Genomic DNA, 24,896 nt, shown 5'->3' with positions numbered 1-24,896 from the left:
GAAACGCATGGGGCCAGAGTTACACGGCCTTGTGGGACATCTAGTGGCGATGTGAGCCCCGACGTTGCGGCCCGCTGACATAATAAGCGCCAAGGTAGGCAACCTACAGCCCTAACCACGGCGCATGGCCAGCCACTAGCGCCGCACCCACAAATGCCACGCAGTCAATAACCGCATGAGCAATCACTAGCGGCCACACACGGCCTGTGCGTTCAAAATACGACCCAAAGACCAGCCCCATAATTGCGTTACCCACTCCCGCGCTCGGGCCCTGGTACACGTGATACAAGCCCCTCAACAGCGCCGAGGTGACCACGCGCGGCGCCCCCGACACACCACACTGAGCCAAACGGGTCTGCAGCCACCCCACTACGGCCACTTCCTCGGCCCAGGCCGTCGCGCACGCAGAAATTACTAGCACCACATAGGACCACCATGCGCGAACCCCCGCCGCCGGATCAACCGTCGCCGACATACCCCATGCGCGAGCCACACCATAAAAACACAGCCCAGGCAGACCAATCGCCGCAGCAGCCGCCAACCCATGCCACACATCGGACATACCGGACCACCGCAAAAACCGCAGAGGATTCGTCGTCACCGGATGGACCCACAACATATACACAGCCAGCGCACCCCAGCCCACCAACGTTCCAGCCGACAACACCTGCAGTGACACATCAAGCCACGCAGCCGACGCCTGCGACGGATTCAACTGGGCGGTCTGCCCCTTCAACGGTGTCGGCGATACCAGAGCCTCCACCAAACGCAGCGTTGCGCGCAGGCCTGACATCCCAAAAGTCACGGCCAGAACAATGACAATTTCCCAGCGCACCGCCGCGGTGGCATTACTTTTCGACGATAAGCCCGACACCAAGAACCTCCCACGGCGACACACGGTCCCCCACAGCGCCCAGGTGCACACTTACCGGCCATCCGTGCCACGGGCCCTCAATTGCCGTCGTCACGACGGGGACCGAAAGCCCAGCCCAGCCCGTCAAATTCCACAACGTACACCACGGGGTCCAGGCAGTTTGAGCCGCGAAATCCTCCTCCGGAGGCAAGGCCGCGAACGTGCCCACCGGCGGAGGCGGATACGCAATGGTCGGGTTCAGCACAAGATCCACATTCGCCGCGTCAGACCATTGGCCGAGCACCAGATCCGGAAGCTCCCGAAGTCTGGCCAGTGTGTCCTCATACTGTTCGGCGGTGATCGCACCGCCCAAGTCGCGAAAATACGTGCTCAACGGGGACAACGCGCCATCAAGATTCCTGCACCGGTACGCCAGCACGATGCGCAGCAACTCAATGGTCTCCGGCGGATACGGGCTGGTCACGGGAACAACATCATGGCCCGCCGCCCTCACTCGATCGGCAGCAATCCGAAGCGCGCCTGTCATCAGGGAATTCGACGCCGGACGGGGCGTAGGGTGCGAAGCACCGTGGGGCGCTGGGTGCGGCGCATTCCGACCCGCACTATGCAGCGGCTTCGTTAAAATTCCCACACGTAGACGTCGAGAAGGAACATTGACAGTCGTCGCTCCCGGAACCCATTGGGTTCGAGTCACCCTTGGTTGATCAGGGAAAGTAATTAGCGACGATGCCACCGCGACATCCGCAACCGTTCGCGCTAGAAAACCATCCGCGCGGAGCTGCCCATCGGTTGGATCGTGCGGAGGCTTAAACCCCACAATCCCGCAACAGGCGGCGGGGACGCGGATCGAACCGCCACCATCACTTCCATGCGCCACCGGGACGATACCGCGCGCAACCAGCGCCGCCGCCCCGCCCGACGAACCACCCGGCGTGCGCCCGGGCAATGCGGGATTAACAACCGTCGGCAGATGGGTTGGTTCCGTATAACACGATAAACCCAGCTCAGAGGTGGCCGACGCTCCGAAAATGGTGGCGCCGGCGTCCAATAATGCGTCCGCCACGGGGTCATTATTCTCTGGCACAGACACGCGGTCGGCCGAACCCTGTGTACAGGGAACACCCTGCACAGGGAGCAAATCCTTAATCGGAATAGGCATGCCGGCGAACGGGCCGCTCCCGCGCCGAGTATGTGGATAGGTCACGGGAATGTCATCCAGGGCAAACCCCAGCTCTTGGGTGCTCAGCCCGGTCGACTCCCGGGCGGCCTGCACTCGGTCCCGTGCGAGGCCCGCCAATACATTCGGGGAGAGGCGCTGGTCACGACTGTGTTGGGCAGAAGGCGTCGTGGCATCCTGGGTTCCGACGCGACGACGCCCACCGCGCACCATAGCGAGGATATCGGCCAAAGGGGCGTCCAACACGTCGGGGAAATCCATACCTGACAGCCTACGGGGAGGCGGATACGGTTTCGCCACCACCACCTTGTCTATCTGATTCTTGATTACCGGTGGTTTAGGGTTGAAGAGAACACCACGACATAGGCAGGTGGAATGAGTAGCGAGCAGTCAAGCAGCGTGGGCGCAAACCACACCAGTCATACACCCGAGATACCTGAGCGCAACATCCCCGTCGTCGCATTCCTTGGACCGTCAGGAACGTTTACGGAAATGGCCATGCTGGAAGTCGCAGGCCGTGGTTGGTGTGATACGCCACCCACGACCACTAGAGCCGGGGTTACTCGGACGGGAACGAGCGAGGCCGAAGATGCTGGGCCAGAATCCACCGGTGCAGAAGCCACCGCTCCCATCGATGCACATGGTCACTGCATAGTTCCGCTCCCGGTCGATTCACCTCGACATGCTGTTGACGCTGTTATTCACGGTCGCGCCGATTGGGCCTGCGTCGCCATCGAAAGCTCAGTAGAAGGCCCTGTCACCAGGACTTTCGATGCGCTGGCAGGTGCGCACCCGCTGCAGATCTACCGTGAAATCGCCATCCCGATCGCCTTCTCTATCCTCGTCCGGCCGGACACCCGGCCCCAAGACATCACTACTTGGAGTGCACACCCCGTTGCTCGTCCCCAGGTGACGTCGTGGATTGACCACCACCTCCCCCCAACGGCCGATTTCGTTGCCGCCCGATCCAACGCCGCAGCTGCAGAGATGGTCGCTCGAGGTGAGGTTGATGCTGCCGCAGCGCCTGCCCGCGCTGGGCAGCTGTACGGTTTGCACTCCTTAGCCGATAGTGTTGCCGACGTTGCCGGTGCGCAGACTCGCTTCGTGTTAGTGGGTAAACCGGGCAAATCCACAGCTCACACGGGTCGTGACCGCACATCGGTCGTCTTTAACGTCCGCAATGAGCCGGGCGCGCTGGCTCGTACGCTGACGGTGGTGTCGTCGAATGGCGTGGATTTGACTCGTATTGAGTCTCGCCCCACGCGGAAAGCGTTGGGAGAATACCGCTTTTATATGGATATGAGCGGGCATATCTCTGATCCACATGTGGCGACGGCCTTGCAGCATTTGCACAGGACGGTCCAGGTGCTGCGCTTCCTCGGGTCATGGCCGATGGACGACGGGCCCCACGTGTCGACGGCTGCGGGCCAAGCGACGACGTCCGATACGGTGACCAGGTCCGATACGGTGGCCGCAGCGTCGAACATGAACCCGGCTCAACCGTCGACGGCAACGACGGCAACACCCGCCGAGTGGTTCACCGCGCAGGAGTGGGTTGCCCATCGGGCGGAAGGAATCGCCCCGGAGACAGATGTCCTGTGGTAAAGGAATGCAACGCTGGGGCGCCGCGATGATGTACGTGGCGAGCGAGTACAGGGTGAGTATGGAATGATGACAAACTGCTGGAGGAGAACAGGTGAATAGCGTGGGTACAACAGTCAACAGCGGCACATCACATGGTTCATCGGGGGAAAAATCACAGGACGCACCCCGCGGACGTCTAATTCTATTTCGCCATGGGCAGACGACGTCCAACTTGATCACTGCTCTTGATACCGCTGTGCCTGGTGCTGATTTAACATCAATGGGCGTCGAGCAGGCTTTTACCGGTGGCGAGCGAATTGTTGTCGACGGCACTCTCTCCGGATCAGGCGTGGCGCAGCAAGGTGATGCGCCAGTGGGCTCACCACGTCCGGTCATTATCAGTTCGGAAGCGCTCCGCGCCAGGAAAACCGCCCGGTTTGCCGCCCAGGGGATGGTGAACCAAGGTGCGTCGGTGTTTACCGCGTCGCCGTCGCCTGATGGTGTGATGACCGACCCCATCACGGCGGAGCCGGATGATCCCACTGTGCCGACGGCGATCCCGGGGTTGACTGAGGTCACTGCCGGTGATTTGGAAATGAACACCGACATGGAGTCGATACACACGTACCGCTACACCCAGTTGCAGTGGTCGTCGGGAAAGATGGATATGCGTATGCCCGGCGGCCAGTCCGGGTGGGAAACGCGCCGTCGCTTCTTGGAGGGCATTACCCCGATGTTGCCGCTACTTATTCCAGGTGCGGTGGGGGCGGATACGAATACGCCTAGTGATCTTATTGTGGTTGTTCACGGTTCGGTGATGCGCTTTATAGCTGGTCAGTTAGCCGGCGTGGAGGCCCATTTCGTTCAGGACGGCTATGTGTCAAATTGCCGGTGGATTGTGTTGGATTCTCCGGCATCGTTGGATCTTGCTGCGGCGTCGTACTCAGATGTTGATCAGTCGTGCGGCTCGTGGCGGGTGAAGCAGTGGGCGTGGTTGCCCGGTGATCGTGTCCGGCTGAAGGGGTCTGCTCAGTAACAGTCAGTAATAGCCGATGGCCGGTGATAGCTAGGTAGCTACGCTGTGGGCTCGAGGTGCCGTTAGTATTGCCGGTATGCGGATTCTCGTCGTCGATAATTATGACAGTTTTGTGTACAACCTTGTGCAGTACATCGGGCAGTTGGGGGAGACGTGCACGGTGTGGCGTAACGACGACGACCGTTTGGTGGATTCAGGGGAGGATCGGGCTGCGGGCCGGTCAGTTGTTCAGCGTTTCGACGGGGTTTTGATTTCGCCGGGGCCGGGGACTCCGTCGGCGGCGGGTCAGTCGATTCCGCTGATCAAAGCGTGTATCCGCTATGAGGTGCCGATGTTTGGTGTGTGCTTGGGGCATCAGGCGTTGGCCGAGGCTTTGGGCGGTTCGGTAGTCCGGGCGGATGAGTTGTTGCATGGGAAGACGTCGCCGGTATGGCATGACGGTTCGGGTGTGATGCGGGGGTTGCCGAATCCAGTGACCGTGACGCGATACCACTCGTTGACGGTGGATGAGGCGTCGCTACCAGAGGAGTTAGTGGTGACGGGCCGCTCGGATTCGGGGATGGTGATGTCCATGCGGCATGCGTCGCTACCTTTGCATGGCGTGCAGTTCCACCCGGAGTCGATCATGACGAGCTGCGGTCACCGGATTGTGGCGAATTGGATGGGGTGCGCTGGTTTCCCTGTCGACGAGGAACGGGTGCGGGAGTTGGAGAATCGACACAACGCCGTGTTGTCGGGGCTGTAGATCGCACAAAGCGGCTGCCTGCGTACGGGTTTTCGTGAGAAATGTACGACTGATCTAGGAGTTCCAGGCGTGGCGCTTAACACCGACAAGGACGAGACCGAGGATCATGGCATTGTTCCTGTTTGCCTGCCTGCCCGGGGGCCCGACAGCATTGATATGGCTCACGTCGTGAAAGCTCTGGACGTTACCAAGAAGTGGGATGTTGAGGAGCTCGACCTCCAGTAACAGGAATTAAAAAACTTGGAGGTCTTGGTTTAACTCACCAACCTCCCGCTTTTATGGCAGGAGGCTGAACGAGCCGACTCCAACGTCGATTGTGGAGTCTTTGTCGACGGCCTGACCAGCGGGGATCGACTGGGTCATGATCTCGTTGATCTTGGTGAGATCATTCGTCTTTTGATCATGTGTGGTCAGCCGGGCGGTCCCACCGGTCCATCCAGCCGAGCGGAGTGCAGATAGCGCTTGGCTCGTGCTTTGCCCGACGAGGTTGGGCATGGTCAGCTGGTTACCGCGGGAGACCTGGAGTTCGATCGTTGCCCCCTTGGGCATCTGATTGCCTTCGTTGGCGGTGCGGAGCACTGTGCCTTCGGGGCGTGTGGAATCAACCTCGGTGACCGTCACCTTGAACCCGGCACCTTCGAGGTTTCCACGGGCGTCGTCGATGGATTGACCAGTGACGACGGGCACTCGGACTCGTTCCGGCCCGGTGGACACTGTGATAGTCACAGTACTTCCCTTGGCGACGTGGGACCCCGACGGTGGTGTTTGCTCGATAATGCGGCCGGAGGGAACGCTGTCCGATGGTGCCTCTTTCACCGTTTGGTCGAGCACGAGTCCAGCTTCTTGGAGTAGCCGCGAAGCCTCTTGTGTGTCCTTTCCTGTGAGGTTGGGGACGTCGGTTTGTTCTTTTCCGGTGGAAATGGTGAGCGTGACCTGGGTGCCCTTGGGCACTTGCGATCCCGCCGCTGGGCTCGTGTCAATGACGTGCCCTTTTTCGACGTCGGCATTAGACGCTTCCCGCGTTTTTACCTTGAGCCCGGCGTCTTCGAGTTTGGCGATGGCGTCGTCCTCGGTGAGGTTTGTGACATCGGGGATACTTATTTTCTTATTCTCGTTATTGTCGACGTGGGGGAGGCTGCTGCTCGTGGTGTTGTCGTGGTAGTAGGACCATGCGACGGCACCGCCGATTCCGAGGACGGCGAGGATAACGAGCGTCCAGATGATTCGTGTCCATGTGGACAGTGCGCTGCGTTTGTTTTTCCCCTGCTCGGAGTGCTTGGTGGAGTGTTTGCCGCCGGTGTTCCGCGGGGCGGTGTCGCCCTCTGCCGGTGCGACAGCAGCGTGCGCTCCTTGCGCTTGACCGGGAGCGTTTGATTGACCAGGTTGGGCTGCGTGGGCACCTGGGGTGGCCGCGCTGTGTGCACCGTTTGCAGCCGTGGCCCCGGCAACTCCGGCAGCCCCGGCAGCGGGCATGACGGTGGTCGCGACGTCGCTAGGGTCGGTCTGATGCGGCGTGGGGTCGTAGGGGTTCGTCCGATGCTGTGCGGCCAGCGGTGTGCGGTGGTTAGCCAAACGTCGAAGATCGTCGGCGAAATCGGCGGCATCGTCGTAGCGGTCGGCCGGGCTCTTCGCCATAGCTGTCATGATGACGGCATCGACGTTGGTGGCGGTGGTTGGGTTGAGACGAATGCCGTCGACGTGTGATGGCGGGACCGGCGTGCTTTGCACATGCTGGTACGCAACGGAGAAGGGCGATTCGCCTTGAAAGGGTGGTTGTCCCGTGATGAGTTCGTAGAGCACGCACCCGCTGGCGTAAATGTCGGAGCGTGGGTCGGCAGAGTGCCCGCGCGCCTGCTCAGGCGAGAGGTATTGCGCGGTTCCGATGACGGCAGCGGTCTGCGTCATGGAGGACGTGGCATCGCCTAGTGCCCGTGCGATGCCGAAGTCCATGACCTTGACGGACCCGGTGGCCGTAATCATGATGTTGGCGGGCTTGATATCGCGGTGGACGATGCCTGCTTCGTGGGAGAAGTGGAGTGCATCGGCGACGTCGGCCATGACCGTTGCGGCGTATTCGGGGTCGAGGGGACCGTCTTCGCGGATGATGTCGCGGAGGGTGCGTCCGCGAACGCGTTCCATGACGATGTAGGGGACGGAGCCGTCAGCTTCGCTTGTTTGTCCGGTGTCGTAGACGGCGACGATAGCGTGGTGGTTGAGCTTGGCGGCATTAAGCGCTTCGCGGCGGAACCGTTCGAGGAACGTGGTGTCGCGCGCGAGGTCGGGCCGCATCATTTTGACGGCGACGTCGCGTCCGAGGAGGGTGTCGGTGCCGGCGTAGACGTCGGACATTCCTCCTGTGCCGATTATTTCGGAAAGTGTGTATCGGCCCCCTAGTAGGGTGTTTGAATCCATCGCTTAGACCCCGCTCCGAGCGCTATTTCCGTTACTTGTTCCGTTGTGGGAGCTGTGGCCTTGTCCGGTGGTTCCTCCTGTCCCGGTTCCTCCGTTGATGGCGGAGTTTTGTTGGTTGGTGTTGCCTGATCCGCTGTTGCCACCGTTGCTGTTCCCGCGGCTGCCGGTGTTTCCTGCGTTGCCGGACCCGTTGTTGGTACCCCCGTTGGAGTTATTCCCGCCGGTGTTCGTGTTACCGGAGTTGCCGTCGGTGGTCCCGGTATTTCCGTTTCCGCCTGTGGTGTCATTGTCGGTCCCGGGGGTCTCGTTTGTCCCCTGGTCTCCTGAGTTGGTCGGCTGGACGGGGCGGGTCTCCGTGCCTGGATTGGTTTGTTGCTCGGTGTTGGTCCGTTGTGGTGGCTGGTAGGTCTCCGCTGGCGCTGTGTCATTGTCGTCGTTTTCACCAGGGACGACGGTGGTAATAACGCTGGTTACTGTTTCGCCAGTCTCATCGCGCCCGCCATCGCGGTGTACGCCGAAGGCCATCCATGCACCGATGGCGACGACGATGAGAACGAGGAGCCCAATGAGCGTCCAAAGCCACCGGGTGGCCTTGGAGTTGCTGCTGTTTGTGTTGGGTGTCGTGCCTTTGGTGGTGCTCCGGGCAGGGCTTTGCCCCCGATTTTGCGTATCACCTCGGCGGTGGGTGGCTGCCGCTGCCGCGCCGGGAGCTGCAGTGTTCTGTTGTGCTGCTGGGCTTATACGTGTGTGATCGGAGGGGCCGCGGTTGGTTGCTGCTCCCCCAAGGGATGGGTGGACGGTACCGCCGGGTCGGGGCGCTGGCCCCTGGACCTCGGGTGCAGGGGTTTGTGGTTGTTCGGTGACTTGCGCGATGGATTCACCGGGTGCTGTGGGCGAGACGAATTGTGCGGTCGGCTGGGGTTCCCCGTTGGTGGCGAACATGGCGGTGGGGGCGTCGGGGCCACCCGGAGTGACCATGCCGTCTTGATTGATTTGTTGGTGAAGTGTTTCGGGCAGTGGCGGCATGTCGCCGTTGCGAACATGGGCGACGGCCATGGTGAGTTCGGCACCATTGGCGTACCGTGCGCGAGGATCTTTGCGCAGCGCAGTCGCAATGAGTTCGCGAGTATTTCGGCCGATGCTTTCGGGCAGTGCAGGTGGCGTGGTGTTGATGTGCGCGATGGCAACGGACACGGTGGAGTCACCACGGAAGGGCCGTTGGCCGGTAAGCATTTCATAGCCGACGACACCGAGCGAGTAAATATCGCTGGCAGGCCCGACCTTCATCCCTTGGGCTTGTTCAGGGGAGACGTATTGTGCGGTGCCAACTACCATGCCGGTCCGCGTAAGCGGGACCGCTTCAGCCGCTTTAGCGATGCCGAAGTCCGCGACCTTGACGGTGCCGTCAGGCGTGATGAGCAGGTTGCCGGGCTTGATATCTCGGTGAACCATGCCGGCAGCGTGGATGGCCTGCAGTCCGAGCGCGCTTTGCTGCAGTACGTCGAGTGCGAGTTTTTCGGGAAGTTTCTTTTCGCGTGCGAGGACGTCGGCAAGCGATTCACCACGCACGTATTCCATGATGATGAAGCAGAAGGTCAGTCCGGCATCGAGGACTTCGCGGTAGGCGTGGGTGTGAACGACGTTGGGGCTGTCGATGAGTGACGATGCGTTGGCTTCGTTGCGGAAGCGTTCGCGGAACTCGGTGTTATCGGTGTACTCGGGTTTGAGAACTTTGATGGCGACGGGGTCGCCAGTGTCGTTGTCGGTGGCGAGCCACACGGTGGACATGCCGCCCCGGCCGATGATCCAGTTGAGGCGGTAGTGGGTTCCTACGAGGCGTTGGACGCGCTCAATGTCTGATCGATCTGGTTGGAGATCGTTGTCATTGGTCATGTTTTACACCCCGTCCTTGAGTGCCTGGGCGATGACGGCGCGGCCGATTGGGGCTGCGACGGATCCGCCCGTTGCTGCTTGTCCTCGGTCACCACCATTTTCGACGACGACGGCCACGGCGACATCGGCGTTCTGGGAGGGGCCGAAGGCGACGTACCAGGCGTGTGGGTTGGAGGACCGTGAGTTTTCGCCGTGTTCGGCGGTACCGGTCTTGGATGCGATGTCGGCGCCGGCGTACCCGCTGGTGCCTTTTTCGGATCCGATCATGAGCTGCGTGATGCGGTTCGCGATGTCTTCGTTCACCGCGGTATTGACTTGTTTGGGCTTAGTGGTCTTGATGGGTTTGAGGCTGGAGTCGGTGATCTGCTTGACCACGTAGGGCTTCATCCTCTTGCCTTTGTTGGCGATGGTGGCGGCGATGATTGCGTCTTGCAGCGGTGTGATGGAGACGTCTCGCTGTCCGATGGAGGATTGCGCTAGTGAGGGTTGGTCAGCGATATCGCCGACGGTGGATGTCTGAACGGGGAGTCCGAAGTCATCCACGCTTTCACCTACGCCGAACGCTTTGGCGGTCTTCTTGAATTGTTCGGTGCCGGCAGCCATGCCGAGCTGGGCGAACGCCGTGTTACAGGAGAGGGTGAACGCGGTGGACAGCGTGGTCACGGAGCCGCCCCCGCATCGTTCGCCATCGTAGTTCTCCATGGTTGTGTAGCTATCCGGCAGCGTGATTTGCGGTTCAGCGGTGACCGTGGTGTTGGCGTTGACGTTGTTCTTTTCCATGGCGGCGGCCGTGGTGATGAGTTTGAACGTCGATCCGGGCGGAAGTGTTTGCTGCGTAGCGTGGTTGAGCAGTGGCGATTCCGGGTTGGTGTTGAGGGCGGCCCAGTTTTGTTGTGCTTCCTCCGCATTGGGGGTGACGATGCTGCGCGGGTCGTAGCCAGGTGTGGAGGCAAGCGCGAGAACTTCCCCTGTGGATGGCCGGATCGCGACGACGGCACCGGTGTATCCGCGGCTGGTCATGGCGTCGTAAGCGACGCGTTGTGTCTTGGGGTCGATGGTGAGCTCGACATTGGCACCTTGGGTTTCTTTACCCGTGAGGGTGTCGGTAAACCGTTTGGTGAACAGCGAATCGTCGGTGCCGTCGAGAATGTTGTTCTGGCTGGCTTCGATGCCCGCTGTCCCGTACCGGTCAGACAGGTAGCCCTCGACGGGCCCGAACGCGTCGGGATCGCTGACATATTCGCGGTTGTACATGTCATTGGCGCCCTTAACGGAGTGCGCCAGGATTTCTCCCCCGGCACTGATCTGTCCGCGTTGGCGTGACTTCATGTCGTAGTATTGGCGCCGGTCAAGCGAGTTTTTGGCAAGGTGGTCGGTCTGAAAACCCTGGATCCAGGTGAGGTTGGCGACCATCGCAACGACGAGAAGAAGGCAGAAGATGGTGACTGCGCGGATGGACCGGTTCACTGTTGTGCCTCCTTCTGGTTGGTGCTGGCTTGCGGGTTGGTTGTGCGGTTCGGTGTCGCGGCTGACCCGCTAACGCTAGCTGGTTGTCGCGCGGAATTGGAAATGCGCAGGATGATGGCCAGCAGCATGTAGTTGGCAAGGAGCGAGGATCCACCGTGCGCGACGAATGGTGTCGTCAGTCCCGTCATCGGCAGCAGCCGCGAGATCCCTCCGACGACGACGAACACCTGGATCGCGATGGTGAGCGATAGCCCAGAGGCGACGAGTTTGCCGTAGGTGTCGCGTGTCTTAAGCGCTGTTTTCATACCTCTGGCGACGAATATGGCGTAGAGGACGATGAGCGCGGAGAGCCCCACGAGGCCGAGTTCCTCACCGATGGCGGCGAGGATGAAGTCAGAATGCGCGACGGGCACCTCGTCGGGGTATCCACGCCCGAGTCCGGTCCCGGTGATCCCACCCCACGACAAGCCGAAGAGCGCCTGCGAGAGCTGGTACCCACCTTCGTTGTAGTGGCTGATGGGGTCGATGAAGTTATCGACGCGTGTTTGGATTTTTGCGGAGATGTTGTAGATACCGACGGCCCCAATAGCAGCAAGACCGAGTCCGATAATGATCCACGACGGCCGCGACGTGGCGATGTAGAGCATGCCAAGCACGGTTCCGAAGAGGAGGAGGGCTGGGCCGAAATCGTTCTCGCCAGCCATGATGACGAGGGCGATTCCCCACACGACGAGGATGGGGCCAAGGTCACGTAGCCGCGGGAATCTCATTCCCAGGAATTTGGTGCCGGCGACGTTGAACAGCGCTCGCTTTGTGGTGAGCAGAGAGGCGAAGAATAGGAGGAGCAGAATCTTCGAGAATTCTCCGGGCTGGATGGAGAAGGGCCCGATTTGTACCCATACGTTGGCGTCAGCATTGAGGCTGGTGGGCCACACCATGGGGATGGCCATGAAGATCAGCCCGGCGATACCTAGCAGGAACGAGTAGTCCTGGAGAGATCGGTGGTCGCGAAGTCCGACGATGACGGCGACCATCATGGCGACGCCGATAATTGTCCACATGATTTGTGAGCGGACGAGATTATTCCCCGTGGCTAGGTCTAGTCGGTAAATCATGACGAGGCCGATGGCGTTGAGCAGCGCCGCGACGGGAAGCATGATTTGGTCGGAGTAGGGCGCTTTCCACAAGAGCACGAGGTGGGCGACGGTGAAAATGATGATGAACCCGCCGAGGAGATAGGCAACATCCGTGGTGAGCGGATGGTTAGCTGCGATTTCCACGGCGATGACCGCCAAAGCGAGGATTGCGGTGACAGCCAGGAGTAGCCCGAGTTCGATCCAGCGCCGTGGCCGTCGTGGCCGTGCAATGGGTCCTGTGTCGTCGGCTGCCTGCCCGGTTGTTGTAGCCGGGTACGCGACGGCGTTTCCTGCGGTCGATGGGTGTGAATAGGTCATTTATTTCACCTCCCGGCATGTGTCACCAGGTGTGGTGAGGTCTCCGGGGTGCCCGTTGGCGTTGTCTCCTGAGGCATTATTGGCTGCGGACTCACCAGTGCTGGGAGTGCCAGGTGCGGGTTCGCCACTGGTGGCTGCGTCGGAGGGCGCATGTGGCTCGCTACTGCGGTCGTCGCGGGCGGCGTCGGGGTTGTCTGCATTCCCATGTGACGATTCGCGGGTGACGCAGGCGGGGAGCGCTTGCTTAGCTAGACGCTCCATTTGTGTTTGGACGTCGTTGTAATCACCCGAGGGCAAATTGTCGACGTTCGTCCGCGTCGATGGCGGAAGGTCGGTGAGCTGGAAGCGGTGGCATTTCTTACTGGAGTCCGCATCCAGCAACGTGAGGTTGCCTTTGGCATCCAAACATGCACGTTGGTACGTGCTGTGAAGCGTCTTCCCGAGGACAGTTTCGTCGGCACCTTTATAGACGACGAGTTCGTTGTTGTCGGTGGCGATGTAATAGCGGTTGTCTAGCTTTTTCTTCGCCCACCATCCGCCGGCACCGATGACAACGGCGAGGACAAGAACAATGACGCCCGCCGTGAGTCCGACGCGACGTCGTTTTTTGCTGGTGTGTTTTTCGTGATTGTGGCTGTGCCCTCCGGCGACGGCTGAACCGTGGGTGGAATCAGTACTGTCCTTCGCACCACGACCTGCTGTGCTACTACGTTCATTGGCCCCGGCGGATATACCACTGTGTGCGGAATCGGCAAGGTCACCCCGGGATGTGTGTGTTCTCCCGTTGTCGGAGGGGCCACCACCGTTGTCGGGCGACGCCGGTTGCGATCCGGAGCGCGCTCCAGGATTTCGTTGGGCCTGGGCTTCCTTGTTCTGTTGTATAAGCTTCATGCCGACGGCTCGGCCGGCCGCGGTATCCGGTCGGGCGACGTCGGTCTGTTCCGGATCGAGCGCGCCGACGAGGATGGGCGCGGCCGGGGTGTGATCGTCGTCGCTGGTGTCGACGATTTCCCCGAGAACGACGGTGACGTTATCAGGCCCTCCGCTACGCAGGGCGAGGTCGATGAGGCGTTCGGCAGCTTGTGAGAGCGTGCCGCGGGAGACGATATCCGCGATGGTGTCGTGGCTGACGGGGTCGGAGAGACCGTCGGAGCACAAGAGGTACCGGTCGCCGGGGCGGACATCGCGGAGCATCAAGGTGGGCTCCACAGGTCGGCCTGTCAGCGCTTTCAGGATGAGGGATCGCTGCGGGTGGTTAGAAACGTCTTCAGGTGCCAGCTGGCCTTCGTCGACAAGGGATTGGACGTAGGTGTCGTCCTTGGTGATCTGCTCGAGGTGTCCGTCGCGGTAGAGGTACCCGCGTGAGTCGCCGACGTGGCAGATGGCGAGGGTGTCACCTTTGAAGAAGAAGGCGTCCAGGGTGCACCCCATGCCTTCGGTGGCGGGGTTGATGTCGATCTGGTTAGCGATAGCAGCGTTACCTTCGGCCATCGCGTCGGCCAGCTGCCCGCACATGTCGTCGCCGGGTCCCACATCATCGACGTGGGCGATGTGGGAAATCATGAGCTGGGAGGCTATTTCTCCCGCTGCATGTCCGCCCATGCCGTCGGCCAGTGCCAACAAGTGGGGGCCGGCGTAGGCAGAGTCTTCGTTATTTCCGCGGATCAATCCTACGTGCGATGCGGCCGCGTAGGTCAGGGCATATGTCATCTAATGATCCCTTCCTACTGCACGTGCAGTGTGGTTCGGCCGACGCGGATGGCATCTCCGCGGGTGAGGGTTTCTAGTTGGTCGATACGTTGCTCGTTGAGGTACGTCCCGTTACGCGATTCTAGATCTTCCACGAACCAGTCGTTTCCGTTGCGGATGAACCGTGCGTGGCGGGATGAAGCGTAGTCGTCGCTGAGGACAAGGGTGCATGACGAGGCTCGTCCGACGAAGACTTCGGGTTGCGACGTCAGGTCGATAGTTTGTCCTCTCTGGGGCCCGTTGGTCACGACGAGTTCCGAGAGCGGGGCTCTATTTCGCTGATTACGTCTGCCCTCGGAGTTGGGGGAGACGGTGGGGTCAGGTCCGCCTTGGGGCGCTGTTACGGCGGGTGCCGCGAGCACGGTGGCTGAGGGTGTAGCCGAGTCTCGTTTGAGAGCGCGCAGGGTAAGCGCGATAAAGAGCCAGAGCAGGATGAGGATGGCTAGTTTAACGAGAAACAACACCGTGCTTTGCATGGTGGGCATCCTCCTTGGTTGTGCAGCAGCATCGGTTGTGGCTCCGTGTGTGCCAGCTGGATAGTGAGCTTACAGGCACACCTGGACACCCCACCGATTCAAGTCGTGCCCTACTTTACCTTCTTTGGTGTGCCTGCGCGCCAACCTGGCAGCATAAAGCCGGTGTTCGTAGACGTGCGGTAAAGCTTTTCGGCGGTATTGATGTCGGTATTGACGACGACGTCGACGCGGGTATCGACACCTAGCCCATTTCTCACGCCGCCCCGGACTTTTGAGGGCTCGCGCCGGTTGTAGCTCTGTGGCTTTACTTCTGAGGCGTGTTGATTCGCACCTCTATATAAGAGTGTCCGACGGTGATGACGTCTCCGTCGGCCAGCAGCCAGTTGTCAATCGGGGTGTCGTTGACTGTGGTGCCATTGGTGGAGTGAAGGTCCACTAGGACGGCTTCTTTTCCGTCCCACACGAGCTCGGCGTGCCGTCGTGATACGCCGGTGTCGGGGAGGCGGAAATCCACTTGGTTACCACGCCCGATGATATTTGTTCCTTCATGCACGTGGTATGTCCGGGAGGATCCGTCTTGAAGCAAGAGAGTGACGGCTGCTTGCTCGGTTGCCTGTCCGTTTGCCGACGCCTGACCTGGGGCATAACCGCCGTTATCTTGCGCGTTGGGCGTCCCGGCGGCGTCGGCGGGGGAAACGTGTCCTGTTCCGGGGGCAGGGTTAGCCGTGTCGGCGGCGTCGGCGACTTCGGACCATGCTTGTGCATGGTGGTAGCTGTCATAGTCGAGGCTGTGAGGATAGCCGGCTTGTCCCTCCGGCTGGCCATGCTGCTCCGCCTGGTTCTGGTTGGCGGAGTTGTTTTGTTGAGAAGCGTAGACCTCGGTGGGTGGACTCACTGGCCGCGCATCCTGGTGTTCTGACACGGAGGAGTGGCACTTGAGCTGGCCGCTGTGTAGCCCCTTGTCGCTTTTAAGGTCCACGGTGACGGCTTCGTAGGTGCGCCATCCTTCATTGCGGATGAAGCGTCCAAGCAAGTCGGAGAGGTCGAAGTTCAGGTCCGGATCGGCGTCGTTAGTCTTGTCTAAGTCTTTTGCTGCGAGGTAGACGACGTACCGGTCGGGGGCATATAGAGTGCCGTGGGGTCCATAAACTAAGGAATCCTCGGCCTCTTGCTTCAAGAGTTCCTCAATTTCGGCAGGGACGACGGATCCGCCGAAGACGCGCGCGAACCCGTTATCCATGCCGCGTTGCAGGGAGCTATCGAGCTTTCGGAAACGCCCGAGCATATCCATATGAACTGGGACACCTTTCTTGGCATCGCGTGAAACTTCAGGGCTGCACTGATGTGTGGCTGACGGCAGGTCGTGCGCGGTCAGCCACGGGTTGCCCCTGATCTGCGATCGTTCTTTATGTGACCGTGGTGTTCTCTACGCTATGCCATTCGAGAGAAGTTCAGGTCATTATACGAATTTCTTTTGTAAATACATAGGAGAGCAGCGTACTACGCCCAGGTTTTCGCTGAGTGCGATCAATATCGACGGGATTTCACGCGTTATGCATGAGGAATATACGAGGAATGTACGAGATGTGAAGCTGATATGGTATGAGGCATAGGGACGGTTTTGGGTAAGTTTGTGGGCTAGTTCGCGGACTTTTCAAGCCTGTGACCTCCCCTTTTGTTTTCGACGCGCGACGTCGTGCTAAGCTGACGTGCGTTGTTTCGGGCGAGTGGCGGAATGGCAGACGCGCTGGCTTCAGGTGCCAGTGTCCTTTACGGACGTGGGGGTTCAAGTCCCCCTTCGCCCACAACTTCATTGTGAGTGTCAGTCCCCGTCGGTTGTGATCCTACAAAGGTTCAGCCGACGGGGGCTTTCTCATTCTTCCAGTTCTCCCTCACTGTCGTTGATTCCTTGGCTACAGTGTTCCTTAAAGAAAACTAAGTTCGCGCTGAAGCATAGAGCAGGTTTTGATCGATGTGGGTTGACGCTATGTGAGGGTGTCGTGATATGGGTGCAATGACTGGTACGGTGCGACGGGTTTATGACGGGATAGCGCTATCGTATGGAATGACGATGGTCGTACTCGGGTCGACGATTCCGTCGGGGCTGTATTCGATATATCAGCGGGATTGGGGGCTGGGTTCCAGCTCAACTGTCGTCTTCTTTTCTTTTTATGTCGTGGGTGTGGTCATTGCATTATTGTTTGGCCACGTTTCTGACATTGTAGGAAGAAAACCAGTTATCTTAACGTGTATTGCGCTCTCTTTGGCCTCGAGCATGACCTTTACACTGGCAACTAATTTTCCTGGTTTGTGTATTGGCCGCACCCTATCCGGTTTATCGGTAGGATTATGCACTGGCGCCTTTACGACGTTTCTGATGCTTGCGGTCTCTGCGGCAACTCAAATTGGGATGGCGTTTCTTCCCCGCGAGCCCAGTTTGGCGGCCGGAATGATTATTTTGGTGGCGGGTCTCGGATCCACCGCGGTTCCCGCTCTTGCCGCAGGAATTGTGGGCGGTCAGCCTTTTGTTGTTGCGACTGTGTGTGCCATCGTCGCCGCTTGTGCTATCAGCAATGTGTTTTTACTACGCAGTGGTAAGCACCGGTAATGGGGGAGATAACGACAGCTAGAAATGACAGTGGCAATATTCCCTGACGGAAACGCGTAGCAGGGATTACCCTGGCAGTTAACCCTAGGTGCGACAATCAACCGACCTGTGACATTCAATCTGAAAGGCGCCGTTGTGTCTATTGATCTGGAAGAGCTGATAGCGAAAACTCCAACCCAGTTATTTATTAATGGGAAGTGGGTTGATTCGTCTAGCTCAGAGACCTTTGACGTTGAGAACCCTGCCACCGGCGAGGTCATCGCAACGGTGGCTAGCGCGACGGGCGATGATGCCATTAAGGCCCTTGACGCGGCATCTGATGCTCAATACGAGTGGTCACATACGTCGTCCCGTGAGCGCAGCTCAATTTTGAAAAAGGCGTTTGACCTGGTTCAAGAGAACTCTGAGGAATTAGCCACGTTGATGACGCTGGAAATGGGGAAGCCTCTAGCGGAATCCCGCGGTGAGGTCACGTACGGCGGGGAGTTCCTCCGCTGGTTCTCTGAGGAAGCGAACCGCATTGGGGGTCAATATTCCACGAGCCCGGAGGGCTCTCTACGGTTCCTGGTTTCCCGTCGCCCTGTGGGGCCATGTTTCCTCATCACACCGTGGAACTTCCCGCTGGCCATGGGTACCCGCAAGATCGGCCCAGCATTAGCTGCCGGCTGCACCGTCGTGTTGAAGCCCGCGCGCCTAACACCGCTCACCTCGCTGTACTTTATTGAGCTGCTGCGCCAAGCCGGCGTGCCGGATGGCGTCGTTAATGTGGTGCCGTCGAAATCGGCATCGTCAGTGTCGGATCCGATCATGAGCGATTCGCGCTTGCGCAAAATGTCGTTCACCGGCTCGACGGGCGTCGGCAAGCATCTGCTCGAAGCCGCCTCGAAGAATGTGTTGCGAACCTCGATGGAGCTGGGTGGCAATGCTCCGTTTGTCGTTTTTGACGACGCGGATCTGGACAAGGCTGTTGAGGGTGCTATGGCTGCAAAGATGCGGAACATGGGTGAGGCCTGTACGGCTGCGAACCGGTTTATTGTGCATGAGTCGGTGGCCGAGGAGTTCTCGAAGAAGCTGGCCCAGGCAATGGGTGATTTGACCTGTGGAAATGGGTTGGATGAGGGCACGACGTGCGGCCCGCTGATTGAGAAGAAAGCCCTGGAGAACGTGGCCGCTTTAGTTGATGATGCTAAAGAGAAGGGCGCGACGGTGCTTTGCGGCGGTGAGTCCCTTGGGGGCAAGGGCTATTTCTATAAGCCGACGGTACTGTACCCCGTTCCCACCGATGCGCGAGTATTCGGTGAGGAGATTTTCGGGCCCGTCGCCCCGATTACGACATTCTCTACGGAAAACGAGGCACTTGAGTTAGCCAACGATACCGAATACGGATTGTCATCCTATATATTTACGACGAATGTCCAGCGAGCGTTGCGGTTCTCGGAGGATCTCGAGGCTGGAATGGCAGGTTTAAATGTGGGCGTCTTGTCCAACGCGGCGGCTCCATTCGGTGGCGTGAAGCAGTCCGGCCTGGGTCGCGAAGGCGGAAATGCCGGTATCGAGGAATACCAGGAGGTTCGCTATATCGCTATGCCAACGGAGTAGATGTCTTATAACTGCTTACGTGATGAGGACCGTGCGGGTGCCCCCCACCTCTGTGGTGCCCGTCTCTGCGACGAATGACGCTGAGTATGCGTAGAGGGCGGAGTGCTCGCGGTGGAGGTCACAGCGGAGGCGATGGTGTACCGCAGTGCAACAACAATCAGAATGGCAATGCCTGTTCCGACGTAACTCCCGGGGATAACGGCGGGATCGAAGGACTCACTGTAAGCGAGATTTCGGAAAGCTGGCACGCTGTACGGGTTAATAAAGGGGACATAAGCAACGCTCACGATAGCCACGCTGACGAACCCACCACACTGATTTACAAACCAACGAACCCGGTTATTGTGAATCCGTTGTGTCGCCAGCGTGAACCCTGTGGCGATATCGCAGATCAGCACAATGGCTGTGGGAACCAGAAAAACCCAGTGGTGATACCACGAAAATGGAGCAATAATCGGGGCCGTTATTCCCGACAAACACATGGCCATGGGTAAATCCCCATGCTTAATAGCACCTCGTACTGCGATAAAAAATACGATAATGACGAGCACATCGAGTATTAGCCACAGAGCAATCTGGTCTGTGTCATGCCATCGATATAAAGCCCCACGAAGTGAGTGAGCACCAGGGTTGCTTTGGACACCGATCCGGCTAGTTTCAAACATGTATCGCGTCCAGTATTGGGGGCCATCGGGAATGAGCAGGCAACCAGCAATGATGCTGACCACAAATGTTCCGATAGCAACAAAAAGTGGTTTCCACCGTCGTTCAAAAACAAAAACGACTGCAGACAATGCGGGCGTAAGTTTTATTCCGGTCGCAAGACCAGTCCCTAGGCCCCTGAGGCGTCCCTTGCTTCCACGGAGGAAATCGAGGGCAACTAACCCCATCAAATAGATATTGATTTGCCCCCAGAAAAAGGTTCCGTGAACCGCAGCGAGATTAAATGACGCGAATACTCCAGCTATTGAAATAATAATTAGATAGGGCTATTTATATCCTCGCTGTCGAAGAGTCGCCGCGATTACGGCAAATAGAATCACAAGAGACCCCAGCTGCCAGATCACAATGAGTGGTTTACGCTCCATAAGGATCATCGGCGAAAAAACTACAGCGGCAAATGGCGGATAGGTAAATGGTAAATCGAAGACATACGTGGCGTCGTAAAGACTATGTTCACGAAATACATGCTGGACAGCCTGATAATAAACAGTAAAATCCGCTGGCCACACGAATAAATTGCCGTTTTGACTATGACGTACTTGACCGGACGTCATACTTAAAATTGCCCACCCAGCCAACAGAAGAACCCCCAGGGATATTCCACCGCCTGCACAGGCAGAGGAAGAAGTAGAAGTGGGGGCGGGGTCTTGTGGCGAAACCGGATATTCAGGGAGCTGATGCTTACAACCACGGCCAGATTGCATGGAAATGAGTATAGGGCGTCATTTCATCGGTAGGAATTATCAGAAAACCTCTAGCTAGAAATAGCGTGCCGCGTAGCCTTCACAGTTGCGCCCGATTTCCTCAATTCCAGCATCTTTGAGATGAGGTCGGCTGCGGTGAATGCTGCGTGTTCATAACTCAGCCCGTCGGGCGGGTGAATGTTTGAAATACAGTTCCGTCGCTCGTCGGTCGTCCCCGGCGACGCGTCATATGTGATGTACATGCCGAGAGAATGAGGCACCGAAAGCCCTGGCCTCTCGCCAATAATGACCACAACGACGCGCATGTTCATGGCATGTGCAATGTGGTCACCCAACGCGACCCGAGCTTGGTTAGCTTTGACGGTGGGGGCAATGGAGAGTTCCGGGCAGATGCGGTGAACTGCGTCCCGCAGCGCCTCTTCCGTGGCCTTGCCGTGATAGGACAGCGCGTCAGGGGAGAGGCCATCCGCCATGACTATCCCCACATCCCATCCGGCCTCACGAGTGGGCAGTTTCGACAGGTCCTCACCGTTGGGAAGTCGGCCCAGGTCAGGGCGTCGTAAATATTCGGGCCGGTTCCCAGCGCGCGACCGCACGAGCGGTGCGTCGGCAAGAAAGGAAAGCCCACTCTCCGTGTCGGAACTATCCAGACGACCTGCATCCCCGCCGTTACTCGGCTCACTGAAGTCACCCGACTCACCTGAATGGACAGCATCGCGTGCGGCTGCGTGAGCCGCTGCGAACGATAGTTTCGATGAGGTCGGTTGCGCCGCGCCGTGTCTCCCTAACCCGATCCGCGCCGGGGTGAGATCACGGACTCTCGCCCACGCGTCGGGACGATGGTCGTCCCCAGCACGGCCGTCCTCGCCGCCCGTAAGTTTGGCCTCGCCACTCGTAACTCGGGGTTCGCCACCCGTGGTCGTGACGTCGAGCTGCCTCGTCATGATGTCCACCCCAATTCCATGGCATGGTCGGGCGAGAGAGCAGGTGCAGGGCCCTCGTCGGCAAGTAATCCGCCTTGATCTGTGACTCCAGTCGTGTGCAACCATTCTTCGAATTCGGGCGCTGGCCGTTTGCCCATAGTGGCGCGAACCTGCGCGATGTCATGGAAGGACAGGGACTGATAGCCCAGCATGATGTCGTCGGCACCCGGAACGGCGATGACGAAACCGGTGTTCGCCGCCGCCAGAAGGTGCAGGAGCGTGTCCATATCGTCGCTATCTGTTTCGGCATGGTTGGTGTAGCACACGTCGCACCCCATGTAAATGCCCAGGAGCCGGCCGCAGAAGTTGTCCTCCAACCCCGCCCGGATGATTTGCTTACCGTCGTACAGGTATTCGGGCCCGATGAATCCCACCACCGTATTGACCAACAGCGGACGATACACACGCGCCACCCCGTACGCGCGAGCCTCCAAAGTTTGCTGGTCAACCGGCCCATCGACGCCGATATTCGCGTCTGCCGACAGGCACGATCCCTGACCGGTCTCAAAATACAAAGCATTCGTGCCGACGGTTCCTCGGCGCAATTCGTCCGCGGCCTGCTCTGCTTCGGCCAGCATACTGAGCGACACGCCGAAGGACCGCAGCGCTCCTTCCGTTCCCACAATTGACTGAAACGGCAGATCCACGGGTGCGCCGGCCTCCATGAGGTCAATCGTCGTCGAGATATGTGTGAGCACGCTCGACTGCATAGGGATGGAGTACCGTCGCCGCACCTCGTCGAGCAGAAGCAGCAGATCGCGGACCGCCTCGGGGGAATCGCCGGCCGGGTTAATGCCCACCACCGCGTCGCCGCACCCGAAGAGCAGCCCGTCCAGGACGCTGGCCGCCACACCCGCGGGGTCGTCGGTGGGGTGGTTGGGCTGCAACCGCGACGACAAACGACCAGGTAAACCCAGGGTTGTTCGGAATTTCGTAACGACGTTTAACGCGGCGGATACCGCGATCAGCTCGCCATTGCTCATCAGTTTGGAGACAGCTGCGGCCATCTCGGGTGTCAATGCCCACGCCAAAGAGGAGATGTCGGCGCTGCGATACGCCTGTTCCAGGAGGTATTCGCGGAATGCGCCCACGGTCATGTGCGCGAGGGGGCGGAACGCGTCGGAGTCGTGGGTTCGGTGGATGAGGTCTGTGACGGCGTCCTCGATGAGGGGGCGACGGATGAACTCGCGTAGTTCCACGTCCGCCAAGACCATTGCGGCGGCGACACGCTCGGCCGCGGAGTGTGCGGCACATCCGGCCAGTTGGTCACCAGAACGGATAGGCGACGCCTTCGCCATCACCTCCGTTAAGGATGCGAATGAGTACGTGTGCCCAGCGAGGTGTTGGGAATACATTAGTAGACCTCCTCAGCCTGGAGCGGGGTAAGTGTGCGTGGGGTATTGGTGGGAGTCTCCAGTTCGCGAGGGGACGGGGAGGGTACTGCTAGGTCGCGGGCCTTTAGGTTTCGCTCCCGTCCGGCACGTTGCCGCGCAGCGCGCTCCTGTGCAATATCCACCGGCGATGTCTTCCGACCCCACGCGGCATACCCCACGGCCGCCAGCGCCATCACGCCCAATGCGCACCCGGCAAGCATGGGCGCATTCATGAACGTTGCCACGACCGCGCCCAGCGACAGCACCAACGCAACACCCGAGGTCGCGATGCCACCGAGCGTCCGGTAAGGCCGTGGCAGCTCCGGGCGCCGCACCCGCAACACAATATGCGCCACCATCATCAGCGCGTAGGACACCACGGCGCCAAACACAGCAACAGACATTAGGGCGTCACCATCCGCCACCAACGTCAACGCAAACCCCACGCACGCGGGAACAATCAACGCCCACGTTGGAGCGCCGCGGCGGTTCGTCGTCGATAAGAAAGCAGGAAGCAGTCCAGCGCGGGACAGCGAAAACGTCAGCCGCGAATAGCCGTAAATAATAGAGAAGAACGAGGCCACCAGGCCCAACAAGGCCGCGTAATTGATGGCTACCACCACGGTGTGGTTCGCGCCGACGTGCTCAAGGGCGGCCACTAGCGGATTGCCTGACTCTGCCACCACACCAGTGCCCGCGGCACCCGGCCCCACGACCATCATCGTGATAGCCGCAACTAGCAGAATCATCATCGCAACGACAATTGCCTTGGGTACCGATCGCGCCGGGTCTTTCGCCTCCTCAGCAGCCATCGGAACGCCCTCGATGGCCAGGAAGAACCACATGGCGAAGGGGATGGTCGCCCAAATTCCCGCGAGGCCGCCGTCGAAAAGAGAAATGTGGTCAGACGTACCGGGTGGATTGTGAGACTCTGTTGCTCCCGACCAGCCATCGGTGAAGGCGCTGATATGCACATGCGGGGCCATTACCACGGTGTACAGCACCAGTGCAGCGACGGCGATGATGGTGACGGCGCACATCGCTTTAAGGGCCTCGCCGGCACCTGCTAGGTGAACAACTACAACCGCGATATAGCAGAAGAGATAAATGGGCCATCCTGCGGGAACGCCCGGGATGTGGAGGGATTCGACATAACTGCTAATGAACGTGGCAATGGCGGCGGGGGCCAGCACGTACTCCAGCAAAATGGCGATCGCCGTCATGAAACCGGCGAAATCACCTACTGCTACTTGCGCAAACAGATGGCCACCACCCGCTGATGGGAGAGCGGCCGATAACTCCGCAAGTGCCAGGCACATGCTCATATATAAAATCGCAACGATAAGGAGGGCACAGAAAAGGCCACCCCAGCCACCGGAGCCGAGCCCGAACTGCCAGCCGGCGAAGTCACCCGAAATGACGAAGGATACCCCAAGTCCAGCCAGGACAATCCAGTTGAAAGAACCTTGTTTCAGATGCGTTGGCGGCTGTGGAGTGGTCTCATGTGTTGCGGTCATAGTGTGACGGTAGGTGTGCTTTCTCTCTGTCCCTTTGCTGCCATGTTGCGGGAGCGTTGCTTTTCTGAGGTTGTGTTACGGCGGGGTAAAACGGGGTTTGTGTGGGGTCGGAGAGCGCAAGCCGTGGGAGGGGGCGGGTGTTGGAGGGCTCAAGCTACGCTGCGGCGGTCGGCGGTCGGCGTTCTTAAGGAAAGAGCGATTTTTACAGTGTTTCCACAGGTTTGTTTTGTTGTTTGTTCAGGTGGGCTTCGTAGGTTAAGTCTCGTAAGCGAAACAGAGAACGTAAACACAGAAAAGCAGTTCGTGCTTTTCATGACCTGAAAGTTTGGTGATTCATCTCGATCCTTGAGGGAGCAATGGGACAAAGAAGCGCCGTACCTGCTGGGGAGCAAGGTACGGCGCTTCTTTTATGTGTATGAAGGGCGGTGTGCCGGCCGCGCAGGAGGATGGCTTTTCAGGCATACAGGGAGCGGGGTCCCGAGGAACCCCGGGGCACGTCGTAAATAGGGGAAATTAGGAGAG

The 24,896-nt window shown here is 59.3% G+C and carries 18 protein-coding genes, 1 tRNA gene and 1 pseudogene; 7 read left to right on the top strand and 13 right to left on the bottom strand.

Annotation, left to right across the window (positions count from 1 at the left end; genetic code table 11):
• Window positions 1–103 precede the first annotated feature (103 nt).
• Together I6J23_RS02915 and I6J23_RS02910 are read right to left on the bottom strand one after the other, a co-directional pair.
• The gene (locus I6J23_RS02915) at window positions 104–874 is read right to left on the bottom strand and encodes a CPBP family intramembrane glutamic endopeptidase (protein WP_412523854.1); all 771 of its coding nucleotides are present in this window, start codon (window positions 872–874) and stop codon (window positions 104–106) included.
• Window positions 849–2,312, bottom strand: coding sequence for an amidase (locus tag I6J23_RS02910; RefSeq protein WP_204582457.1), 1,464 nt, complete (start codon window positions 2,310–2,312; stop codon window positions 849–851). The genes I6J23_RS02915 and I6J23_RS02910 overlap by 26 nt, the downstream gene beginning before the upstream one ends.
• Before the next feature lie 186 nt (window positions 2,313–2,498).
• Here I6J23_RS02910 and pheA point away from each other — a divergent pair, with 186 nt between their 5' ends.
• The 4 genes from pheA (at window position 2,499) to I6J23_RS02890 (ending at window position 5,641) form a co-directional block, all read left to right on the top strand.
• Window positions 2,499–3,656: a prephenate dehydratase gene (gene pheA / locus I6J23_RS02905; protein WP_412523858.1), complete on the top strand. Its 1,158-nt coding sequence runs from the start codon at window positions 2,499–2,501 to the stop codon at window positions 3,654–3,656.
• 91 nt (window positions 3,657–3,747) lie between these two features.
• A complete protein-coding gene (locus I6J23_RS02900; RefSeq protein WP_204582456.1) occupies window positions 3,748–4,671 on the top strand; it encodes a histidine phosphatase family protein in 924 nt (307 codons plus the stop codon).
• 76 nt (window positions 4,672–4,747) lie between these two features.
• The gene (locus I6J23_RS02895) at window positions 4,748–5,416 is read left to right on the top strand and encodes an aminodeoxychorismate/anthranilate synthase component II (protein WP_204582455.1); all 669 of its coding nucleotides are present in this window, start codon (window positions 4,748–4,750) and stop codon (window positions 5,414–5,416) included.
• 69 nt (window positions 5,417–5,485) lie between these two features.
• The gene (locus I6J23_RS02890; RefSeq protein WP_204582454.1) at window positions 5,486–5,641 is read left to right on the top strand and encodes a hypothetical protein; all 156 of its coding nucleotides are present in this window, start codon (window positions 5,486–5,488) and stop codon (window positions 5,639–5,641) included.
• Window positions 5,642–5,692: 51 nt separating this feature from the next.
• Here I6J23_RS02890 and pknB read toward each other — a convergent pair whose 3' ends face one another.
• From pknB to I6J23_RS02855, 7 genes are all read right to left on the bottom strand, one after another.
• Window positions 5,693–7,828, bottom strand: coding sequence for a Stk1 family PASTA domain-containing Ser/Thr kinase (gene pknB / locus I6J23_RS02885; RefSeq protein ID WP_204582453.1), 2,136 nt, complete (start codon window positions 7,826–7,828; stop codon window positions 5,693–5,695).
• 3 nt (window positions 7,829–7,831) lie between these two features.
• Window positions 7,832–9,721, bottom strand: a complete 1,890-nt coding sequence (locus I6J23_RS02880) for a serine/threonine-protein kinase (protein ID WP_204582452.1) — start codon at window positions 9,719–9,721, stop codon at window positions 7,832–7,834.
• 3 nt (window positions 9,722–9,724) lie between these two features.
• The gene (locus I6J23_RS02875; protein WP_204582451.1) at window positions 9,725–11,188 is read right to left on the bottom strand and encodes a penicillin-binding transpeptidase domain-containing protein; all 1,464 of its coding nucleotides are present in this window, start codon (window positions 11,186–11,188) and stop codon (window positions 9,725–9,727) included.
• Window positions 11,185–12,642 carry an FtsW/RodA/SpoVE family cell cycle protein gene (locus I6J23_RS02870; RefSeq protein ID WP_204582450.1) on the bottom strand — a complete coding sequence of 486 codons (1,458 nt, stop codon included), beginning with the start codon at window positions 12,640–12,642 and terminating at the stop codon, window positions 11,185–11,187. Before I6J23_RS02870 ends, I6J23_RS02875 begins: the two co-directional genes overlap by 4 nt.
• Complete coding sequence (locus tag I6J23_RS10890) at window positions 12,643–14,352, bottom strand: PP2C family protein-serine/threonine phosphatase (RefSeq protein WP_204582449.1); 1,710 nt, start codon at window positions 14,350–14,352, stop codon at window positions 12,643–12,645.
• Between the two features lie 14 nt (window positions 14,353–14,366).
• Window positions 14,367–14,876 carry an FHA domain-containing protein FhaB/FipA gene (locus I6J23_RS02860; RefSeq protein WP_239454961.1) on the bottom strand — a complete coding sequence of 170 codons (510 nt, stop codon included), beginning with the start codon at window positions 14,874–14,876 and terminating at the stop codon, window positions 14,367–14,369.
• Window positions 14,877–15,171: 295 nt separating this feature from the next.
• Window positions 15,172–16,158: a DUF3662 and FHA domain-containing protein gene (locus tag I6J23_RS02855; protein ID WP_204582448.1), complete on the bottom strand. Its 987-nt coding sequence runs from the start codon at window positions 16,156–16,158 to the stop codon at window positions 15,172–15,174.
• A gap of 430 nt (window positions 16,159–16,588) precedes the next feature.
• Between I6J23_RS02855 and I6J23_RS02850 the strand changes: the two genes are divergently transcribed.
• The 3 genes from I6J23_RS02850 (at window position 16,589) to I6J23_RS02840 (ending at window position 19,074) form a co-directional block, all read left to right on the top strand.
• Window positions 16,589–16,672 (top strand) — tRNA-Leu (locus I6J23_RS02850).
• Between the two features lie 200 nt (window positions 16,673–16,872).
• The gene (locus I6J23_RS02845) at window positions 16,873–17,475 is read left to right on the top strand and encodes an MFS transporter (protein ID WP_204582447.1); all 603 of its coding nucleotides are present in this window, start codon (window positions 16,873–16,875) and stop codon (window positions 17,473–17,475) included.
• Window positions 17,476–17,610: 135 nt separating this feature from the next.
• A complete protein-coding gene (locus I6J23_RS02840; RefSeq protein ID WP_204582883.1) occupies window positions 17,611–19,074 on the top strand; it encodes an NAD-dependent succinate-semialdehyde dehydrogenase in 1,464 nt (487 codons plus the stop codon).
• Window positions 19,075–19,079: 5 nt separating this feature from the next.
• On the opposite strand, the pseudogene I6J23_RS02835 reads toward I6J23_RS02840, so the two are convergent.
• From I6J23_RS02835 to eat, 4 genes and pseudogenes are all read right to left on the bottom strand, one after another.
• A pseudogene (locus tag I6J23_RS02835) lies at window positions 19,080–20,351 on the bottom strand (glycosyltransferase 87 family protein).
• A gap of 200 nt (window positions 20,352–20,551) precedes the next feature.
• The gene (eutC, locus tag I6J23_RS02825) at window positions 20,552–21,445 is read right to left on the bottom strand and encodes an ethanolamine ammonia-lyase subunit EutC (protein WP_204582445.1); all 894 of its coding nucleotides are present in this window, start codon (window positions 21,443–21,445) and stop codon (window positions 20,552–20,554) included.
• On the bottom strand, window positions 21,442–22,839 hold the full coding sequence (locus I6J23_RS02820) for an ethanolamine ammonia-lyase subunit EutB (protein WP_204582444.1): 1,398 nt from the start codon (window positions 22,837–22,839) through the stop codon (window positions 21,442–21,444). Before I6J23_RS02820 ends, eutC begins: the two co-directional genes overlap by 4 nt.
• Entirely contained in the window at window positions 22,839–24,374 is a 1,536-nt protein-coding gene (gene eat, locus I6J23_RS02815) for an ethanolamine permease (protein WP_204582443.1), read from the bottom strand. The genes I6J23_RS02820 and eat overlap by 1 nt, the downstream gene beginning before the upstream one ends.
• Window positions 24,375–24,896 lie beyond the last annotated feature (522 nt).

It is taken from the genome of Corynebacterium kroppenstedtii (assembly GCF_016894245.1).
Classification (GTDB): domain Bacteria; phylum Actinomycetota; class Actinomycetes; order Mycobacteriales; family Mycobacteriaceae; genus Corynebacterium.
The sequence above is the reverse complement of the archived record's forward strand: the minus strand, read 5'-3'. Positions and strand labels throughout refer to the sequence as shown.

What these genes read in the sequence shown, in the direction of transcription:
- I6J23_RS02910 (WP_204582457.1), bottom strand. Translation starts at nt 2,312, where the DNA reads ATGGATTTCCCCGACGTGTTGGACGCCCCTTTGGCCGATATCCTCGCT.
- I6J23_RS02895 (WP_204582455.1), top strand. Translation starts at nt 4,748, where the DNA reads ATGCGGATTCTCGTCGTCGATAATTATGACAGTTTTGTGTACAACCTT.
- pknB (WP_204582453.1), bottom strand. Translation starts at nt 7,828, where the DNA reads ATGGATTCAAACACCCTACTAGGGGGCCGATACACACTTTCCGAAATA.
- I6J23_RS02880 (WP_204582452.1), bottom strand. Translation starts at nt 9,721, where the DNA reads ATGACCAATGACAACGATCTCCAACCAGATCGATCAGACATTGAGCGC.
- I6J23_RS02870 (WP_204582450.1), bottom strand. Translation starts at nt 12,642, where the DNA reads ATGACCTATTCACACCCATCGACCGCAGGAAACGCCGTCGCGTACCCG.
- I6J23_RS10890 (WP_204582449.1), bottom strand. Translation starts at nt 14,352, where the DNA reads ATGACATATGCCCTGACCTACGCGGCCGCATCGCACGTAGGATTGATC.
- I6J23_RS02860 (WP_239454961.1), bottom strand. Translation starts at nt 14,876, where the DNA reads ATGCCCACCATGCAAAGCACGGTGTTGTTTCTCGTTAAACTAGCCATC.
- I6J23_RS02855 (WP_204582448.1), bottom strand. Translation starts at nt 16,158, where the DNA reads ATGGATATGCTCGGGCGTTTCCGAAAGCTCGATAGCTCCCTGCAACGC.
- I6J23_RS02845 (WP_204582447.1), top strand. Translation starts at nt 16,873, where the DNA reads ATGGGTGCAATGACTGGTACGGTGCGACGGGTTTATGACGGGATAGCG.
- eutC (WP_204582445.1), bottom strand. Translation starts at nt 21,445, where the DNA reads ATGACGAGGCAGCTCGACGTCACGACCACGGGTGGCGAACCCCGAGTT.
- I6J23_RS02820 (WP_204582444.1), bottom strand. Translation starts at nt 22,839, where the DNA reads ATGTATTCCCAACACCTCGCTGGGCACACGTACTCATTCGCATCCTTA.
- eat (WP_204582443.1), bottom strand. Translation starts at nt 24,374, where the DNA reads ATGACCGCAACACATGAGACCACTCCACAGCCGCCAACGCATCTGAAA.